Annotated in this window: 9 protein-coding genes and 1 pseudogene; 6 read left to right on the plus strand and 4 right to left on the minus strand. The window is 62.0% G+C overall.

Features of this window, described 5'->3' with window-relative positions:
• The 3 genes and pseudogenes from HMPREF9538_RS31905 to HMPREF9538_RS02105 all read left to right on the plus strand — a co-directional run.
• Positions 1 to 175 (plus strand): annotated as a pseudogene (locus HMPREF9538_RS31905) (type VI secretion system baseplate subunit TssG); the annotation flags it as partial.
• On the plus strand, positions 153 to 695 hold the full coding sequence (tssJ, locus tag HMPREF9538_RS02110) for a type VI secretion system lipoprotein TssJ (protein WP_004176417.1): 543 nt from the start codon (positions 153 to 155) through the stop codon (positions 693 to 695). The pseudogene HMPREF9538_RS31905 and the gene tssJ, both read left to right, overlap by 23 nt.
• Positions 696 to 821: 126 nt before the next feature.
• Complete coding sequence (locus HMPREF9538_RS02105; protein ID WP_004176416.1) at positions 822 to 1316, plus strand: hypothetical protein; 495 nt, start codon at positions 822 to 824, stop codon at positions 1314 to 1316.
• A 66-nt stretch (positions 1317 to 1382) separates the two neighbouring features.
• Here HMPREF9538_RS02105 and bdcA read toward each other — a convergent pair whose 3' ends face one another.
• Complete coding sequence (gene bdcA / locus HMPREF9538_RS02100) at positions 1383 to 2096, minus strand: SDR family oxidoreductase (protein ID WP_009486343.1); 714 nt, start codon at positions 2094 to 2096, stop codon at positions 1383 to 1385.
• A gap of 73 nt (positions 2097 to 2169) precedes the next feature.
• Between bdcA and HMPREF9538_RS02095 the strand changes: the two genes are divergently transcribed.
• Entirely contained in the window at positions 2170 to 2763 is a 594-nt protein-coding gene (locus HMPREF9538_RS02095) for a TetR/AcrR family transcriptional regulator (RefSeq protein WP_015958263.1), read from the plus strand.
• A gap of 4 nt (positions 2764 to 2767) precedes the next feature.
• On the opposite strand, the gene HMPREF9538_RS02090 is transcribed toward HMPREF9538_RS02095, so the two are convergent.
• Entirely contained in the window at positions 2768 to 3523 is a 756-nt protein-coding gene (locus HMPREF9538_RS02090) for an SDR family NAD(P)-dependent oxidoreductase (RefSeq protein ID WP_009486345.1), read from the minus strand.
• Positions 3524 to 3681: 158 nt separating this feature from the next.
• Between HMPREF9538_RS02090 and HMPREF9538_RS02085 the strand changes: the two genes are divergently transcribed.
• Entirely contained in the window at positions 3682 to 4560 is an 879-nt protein-coding gene (locus tag HMPREF9538_RS02085) for an AraC family transcriptional regulator (protein WP_004151595.1), read from the plus strand.
• A 50-nt stretch (positions 4561 to 4610) separates the two neighbouring features.
• Here the strand turns inward: HMPREF9538_RS02085 and HMPREF9538_RS02080 are convergent, their stop codons facing one another.
• Positions 4611 to 4817, minus strand: coding sequence for a DUF1471 domain-containing protein (locus HMPREF9538_RS02080; protein ID WP_004179576.1), 207 nt, complete (start codon positions 4815 to 4817; stop codon positions 4611 to 4613).
• Positions 4818 to 4842: 25 nt separating this feature from the next.
• The gene (locus HMPREF9538_RS02075; protein ID WP_004212332.1) at positions 4843 to 5772 is read right to left on the minus strand and encodes an aromatic alcohol reductase; all 930 of its coding nucleotides are present in this window, start codon (positions 5770 to 5772) and stop codon (positions 4843 to 4845) included.
• A 139-nt stretch (positions 5773 to 5911) separates the two neighbouring features.
• Here HMPREF9538_RS02075 and HMPREF9538_RS30695 point away from each other — a divergent pair.
• The coding region (locus HMPREF9538_RS30695; RefSeq protein WP_009486346.1) for a LysR family transcriptional regulator at positions 5912 to 6424 on the plus strand (513 nt) is incomplete at its 3' end.

Below are 6424 nucleotides of genomic sequence, written 5' to 3' on the forward strand. Positions count from 1 at the left end.
GCCGCTGGGGGACGAGCCGTTCTGGCTCGGTATGAACGGCGTGCTGGGCGTGGGTGAGGGCGAGAGTGAGGACGATATTCCTCAGACCTTTACCACCGAGCTGGGTACCTATACGGGCCTGCAGCCTGCCACCTTTCTACAAGGAAACCGACGTGTTACGTATAAGTTTGACTAAAACCGCCTGTCTGCTGCCCCTGCTTGCGCTTTGCCTGAGCGGATGCGGACTCACCCAGCGCGTCTCGGAGGGAACAAAGTCTGCCTTCAACGCCGTTTTTTATAAGAAAATTAATACGCTGCATCTGGACTTTACCGCGCGCGAAGCGCTCAACACCGATGCCAGAGAGAATCACTCGCTCTCTGAACCGGTGGTGGTGCGCATCTATCAGCTTAAAGATCGCCAGACCTTTGACCGGCTGGTTTACCAGCAGCTGCTGGAGGAGGGGGATATTCTGCTCGCCGCCGATCTCCTCGCCAGTCGCGATGTGGTGATCGGTCCCGGAGGGGACGCCAGTCTGAATATGCCGCTGGAAGCGGAGGCGACGTTCGTGGCGGTTGTCGGCCTGTTCCGCCATCCGGACACACAAAGAAATACCTGGAAGCAGGTGCTGGCGCGTGAGGAATTGGATCCGGACAAGCCGCGCATTTTCACCGCCGAACACAACCAGCTACGGCTCAGGCCTGAAGCGGCGAAGTAACGTAAAAAAACAAACACTTGCGGCGGGGCCATCGCGCCAGTTCGCCCTCAATCTTCGTAACCAGCGAACGGGCTATAACCATCTTCATCCAGCCCAACCGGTTTCATCACAGCACAGGGAGATAACGTGACAGCGAGGGAACGTTTTTTTAAGAAACTGCAGCAACAGCAAAATCCGCGGCGGACAGCGGCCCTCGACGGGTCGGCCGCCGCGGATATCGCCAGGTTTCGTCAGCAGATGGCGGAGCTGGCTCAGCAGATAAGTCAGTGGTTTGATGGAACCGGTATTGAGGTGGTGATTTCGACCCGCCATCTCCACGACCTGAGTACCCTTGGCTACAGCCTCAACAGCGGCATCTGCCGCTACGATATCCCGGCCATTCGTCTGCAAAACGGCGAGCGCAGCGTCAATATCGTGCCGCAGCAGCTGTTGGATGGCGTGGAAAAGGGGATCGTGACCCTGAGTCTTGAGGCGCCCGACGGCGCGGGATCCCGGGAGGTGTTTTATCTGAGCCTGGCCCCGGAGGAGGGCTGGATGATCCGCAAGGCGCACCAGTCCCCGGAAGCGCGGCTTATGCTTACCGAAGATCGCTTTTTTATGGCGGTCGATAGCCTGGCCTGATGATCCCTGACAGGCGATGACGTCCCCGCGGCGGCGGTGCAAAGCGCGCATCGCCGCCCTGAGGTATCAGGCGCCAAACGCTCCGTCGATGGTGTGCATGGCGCCAGTGACAAACGATGCCTCCGGACCGGCCAGCCACGCCACCATTCCCGCCACCTCTTCCGGACGGCCATGGCGCTTAATGGCCATAAAGTTGTGCATCAGCTCTTTCATCGGGCCGTTCTCCGGGTTGGCGTCGGTATCAATTGGGCCGGGCTGGACGACGTTGACCGTGATGCCGCGCGGGCCAAAATCCCGCGCCAGGCCGCGCGCCAGCCCCTGCAGGGCCGATTTACTGAGCGCATAGGCCGCCATTCCCGGCACTGGCATGCGATCGCCATTGACCGAGCCGATGACAATAATGCGCCCGCCTTCCGGCATGCGGCGCGCCGCTTCGACGGAGGCATGGTAGGGGGCGTGAATATTGATGCGGAACAGGCGATCGATGGCATCGCTGTCCTGCTCGAGAGCGTCACCGAAAAGCGCGATCCCGGCATTGACCACTAATACGTCCAGCGGGCCGCTGTCGCGGACCAGGCTTATCACCGCATCGCGATCGGCGCTGTCCGCCTGCACCGCCGTGCTGCCGGTCTCTGCCGCCAGCCGCTCGGCCGCTTCCGGCGAACCGGAATAGCTAAACACCACCGACGCGCCATCGGCGACAAAACGCCTGACGATCGCCGCGCCAATTCCCCGACTCCCGCCTAAAACCAGCACTGATTTGTTGTGAAACGCTGTCATATCCCACACCTCATGATATTGTAGTGATGATTACAATATGCTGCGGCTAAACAGGCTGTCAAGGATTAATATAGTGACCACTACAAAACCAGGGCGTACTCCGGGACGTCCCCGCCAGTTTGATGCGGAACAGGCCATTGAAACGGCGCAACGCCTCTTCCACGCGCGAGGCTACGACGCGGTGAGCGTGGCCGATCTGACCCAGGCTTTCGGCATCAACCCCCCGAGCTTTTATGCCGCTTTTGGCAGCAAGCTCGGGCTGTATACCCGCGTCCTGCAGCGCTACAGCCAGACCGGGGCCATTCCCATTGATGCCCTGCTGCGAGACGACCAGCCGGTGGCGGCGTCGCTCATCGCCGTACTGCAGGAGGCGGCTCGCCGCTATGTGGCCGATCCGGCCGCCGCCGGCTGCCTGGTGCTGGAGGGGGTACATTGTCAGGATGCTGATGCCCGGGTGGCGGCAGGCGAATGGCATGCTGCGGCAAGAGCCAAAATCCAGCAGTATATCGCCCGCCATCGCCCGCAGGACGCGCTGCGGGTGACTGACTATATGGATACGTTGATGCTTGGCCTGTCGGCGAAAGCGCGGGAAGGGGATAGTCTGCCGCGTCTTCTGGAGACCGTGCGGCTGGCAGGCCTGGCGCTGGAGCGCATCCTGCCAGCCTGAGTCGTCAGATGGTTTGTCCGCCCGACACCTCGATCCGCTGGGCGGTCACCCAGCGGTTATCGTCGCGTAGCAGGCTGGCGATCATCGGCCCAATATCCTCGGGAACGCCCACCCGTCCCAGCGCCGTCATGGCGGCAAACTGCGCGTTTACCTCTGCGTCGTCCCGCACCAGCCCACCGCCAAAATCGGTGGCGATAGCGCCGGGGGCGATGGTATTGACGGTTATGCCGCGCCCGCCCAGCTCGCGGGCCATGTACACGCTCAGCATCTCCACAGCCGCTTTGGCGGCGGCGTAGGCGGAGAAGCCAGGATAGGAGACGCGGGTCAGCCCGGAGGAAAAGTTAACGATCCGCCCGCCGTCTGCCAGCAGCGGCAGCAGGGTTTGTACGAGAAAAAATACCCCCTTAACGTGGACGTTAAACAGCCCGTCGAACTGCGCTTCGCGCGTTTCGGCCAGCGGGGCGAATTCGCCGTGCCCTGCGTTATTGATCAGGTGGTCGAAAGTGGCCCGCCCCCAGACGCTGGCCAGCGCGCTGCCGAGGCTGTCGGCGAAGGCCGGGAAGCTGGCGGTTTGCGCCATATCCAGCGGCAGGGCGATGGCCTTGCGGCCCAGGGCGCGGATGTCGGCGACCACCGCTTCCGCCTGTTCGAGATTGCCGCGGTAGGTGACGATGACATCCCCACCCTGGCGGGCGATATCCAGTGCGGTCTGACGGCCAAGGCCGCGGTTGGCGCCGGTAATAAGTGCAATTTTAGTCATGTTCGGTCCTCTCTGGTATGTGGAGTCCTTACAATAGGAGAGGCTCACCGGGCCGGGTTGCCCAATCCTTGTTATTTTTTGCCCATTTCTCTCCGTTCACTCCCTTTTGCCGGGAAATAGCGCATACTCAGGCTTTAAAACTTGCCTGAAAGGATCTTATGCGCGACGCTCTGTTCGATCTCTGCCGCCGGTTTGCCGATGCTCATGTCGATAGCAGCGGGGTGGCAGTTACCCCGGTTCCCGGTATTACTCTGGTGCGGGCCCTGCATCCTGGTGACCTGCAGGCGGCTATCGCCAGGCCGCTGGTGGCCATGCTGCTCCAGGGGCGTAAGAGCGTGACCACCGGCCTGGCAAGCTTTGACTATGGTCCGGGCGAGGCGATGGTGATTGCCGCGGATGTTCCCACTACCAGCCAGATCACCGAGGCCAGTCAGCGTTTTCCCTATTACGCGCTGGTGCTGGAGCTGGACCTGGCTATCCTGCGCGAGCTGCAGGAGGCCGGGCCGTCAGGGCCGGATGAGGCGCCCCGCGTTGGTATCGAACCGATGAACGCCGATGTGACGGATGCCGCTTACCGGCTGGCAAGGCTGTTTGATCAACCGGGGGCGCTGGCGGTGCTGGGGGAAGGTCTGCGGCGGGAGCTACATTACTGGCTGTTGCAGAGTGTCCATGGGCCGGCCATCCGGGCGCTGGGCGCCGTAGACAGCCATTCGGCGCGGATCCGTCGGGCGGTGGCGATGCTGCGCCGGGATTTTATGCAGCCAGTCAGCGTCGACGCGCTGGCCGACGCCGCCGGGATGAGCGTCTCTGTCTTTCACCGTCATTTCCGCGCCATGACCACGCTGTCGCCGCTGCAGTTTCAGAAGCAGTTGCGCCTGATCCACGCCCGCCGCCTGATGCTGGCGGAAGGGATGAGTATTGCGCAGGCTGCCGGGGAGGTGGGCTATATCAGCGTGTCGCAGTTCACCCGGGAATACGCTCGCCTGTATGGCGCGCCGCCGGGCCGCGATCGTCGACGGGAAAAAATGAGCGCCTGACCTGGCGCGCGGGCTGCCGGCAGCTCATCCCTGAGCCTGACGCCGGTGCTTTAGTCCGCGATTTTCGCCGTGATATGCACTTTGTTGCCCATTCGCGCTTCAGTGATGCGATAGGTAGTCGCGCCCTCGCGGGCGGCCTGCTGGCGGATTTTGCTCTCCGCATGGTCCAGGGTATCGCCGGTGGCGGTGATGGTTCTGGCATTTGCCGCCAGGGGCAGCAGACAACTCAATACGATCAGTGGAATTAACTTGTTCATCGTCATTCTGTCCTGTGAGAGAAAATCAGCGCGCGGTCTGCAGCCAGCCGGCAATGTCCTGGGTCGGCAGCTGGTGGCGGGCATTCCAGGTGTCGCCCATCGGCCACCACACGCCATCCCCCCGGGCGAAGGCGGCGCGATAGCGCAGCATGGCGTCATCCGGGTTTGTCCGCAGCTGCTCCAGCAGGGCGGGCAGGGTGTGGACGGCTTTGCTGAACGTCTGCTGCGTTACGCGCTCGACGGTATCCGCCAACTGCCGGTAAGAGGTCGTTTCGCCGGCAACAAACACCACCTCGTTGACGATCCGCGGCTGATGCAGATAAATCGCCGTGGTCAGGCGGCCAATATCCGCCGGTGAGGTGACGGTCACCTGGGTATCCCAGCTGCCAAGGGCGTGAAGGGTTCGGTTGGATAAATTCACTACATCGAAGTCTGGTTCGAAGAGAAAGCTGGTAAACATCCCGGTGGAGACAATGACCCACTCCGTGGCCCGCTGCGCGCGCAGCAGGGTCCGGACATCGTACTGCTCGTCCCAGACCGGCTGACCGCTGCCTTTGCCTACCACATCGTAATTGACGCCAAACTGCCAGGGAAAATAGCGGGGTACCCCGGCCGCCAGCACCGCGCGGGTAATTTTCAGCTGTGTCCCCGGACCGGCGACAAACCCCATGCAGTTAATCACGGTGGTGAATCCGCGAAACTGATCGGCCAGCGTCTCCATGGCGCTACCGGCGATGTCGACGGCGAGGAAGGTGGCTCCGGCGTCGGCCAGCGCCTGATGGTTTGACGACCGCAGCTGGCCGGCTTCATCCCAGGCCGCCGGCGAGACGATGACCGAGACCGTGCCCTGGCGCTCGATTACCGCAGGCACCAGCGCATCAAGAACGGCGGCGCCCAGTTGTCCCGCTCCCAGCACCAATACCTTTTCCGCATGATTAAAATTATCAGTTTTCATTTTAACTCCTTGCTCAGTTAAGCCTTGTGTTGACGGGATACAGGCTCAGTGTAGGGGGACGGTCGTCATTCGATAAGTACAGCGTTTCGGGTTAGACTGTTCGTAATAATGGGATAATGAGCGCCGGGGGGGTAACGAAATGGACAAACTGGATGCCATGCAGGTCTATGTTGCGGTCGTGGATGCCCACAGCTTCGCCCGCGCGGCGGAGGTGCTCGGGCAGCCGCGCTCCACGGTATCGCGGGTGGTGAAGGAGCTGGAAGCCTGGCTCGGGGCGCAGCTTCTCCAGCGCACCACCCGCAAGCTCAGCGTGACGGCGGAGGGTCGCCGGTATTATGAGGAGTGTAAAAGGCTGCTGGCCGAGATGGCGGCGATGGAAGCCTCCTTTCCCGGGCGCTCGGCTCAGCCCGCCGGGCGGTTCAAGGTAGGGATGCCGCAATCCCTTGCCCGCCACTGCATTCTGCCGAGGATCGGCGAGTTTTTGCAGCAGTATCCCGATCTGGAGCTGATCCTCTGCTCAAGCGACAACGTGGAAGATATTATTCAGGAGGGATTCGACTGCGTGATCCGTACCGGGCGGATCGAAGATTCCACCACCCTGGTGGCGCGTCCTCTGGCCCGCTACCGCTGGATGGTCCTCGCCTCGCCGGCC

Source organism: Klebsiella sp. MS 92-3 (assembly GCF_000195655.1).
Classification (GTDB): domain Bacteria; phylum Pseudomonadota; class Gammaproteobacteria; order Enterobacterales; family Enterobacteriaceae; genus Klebsiella; species Klebsiella pneumoniae.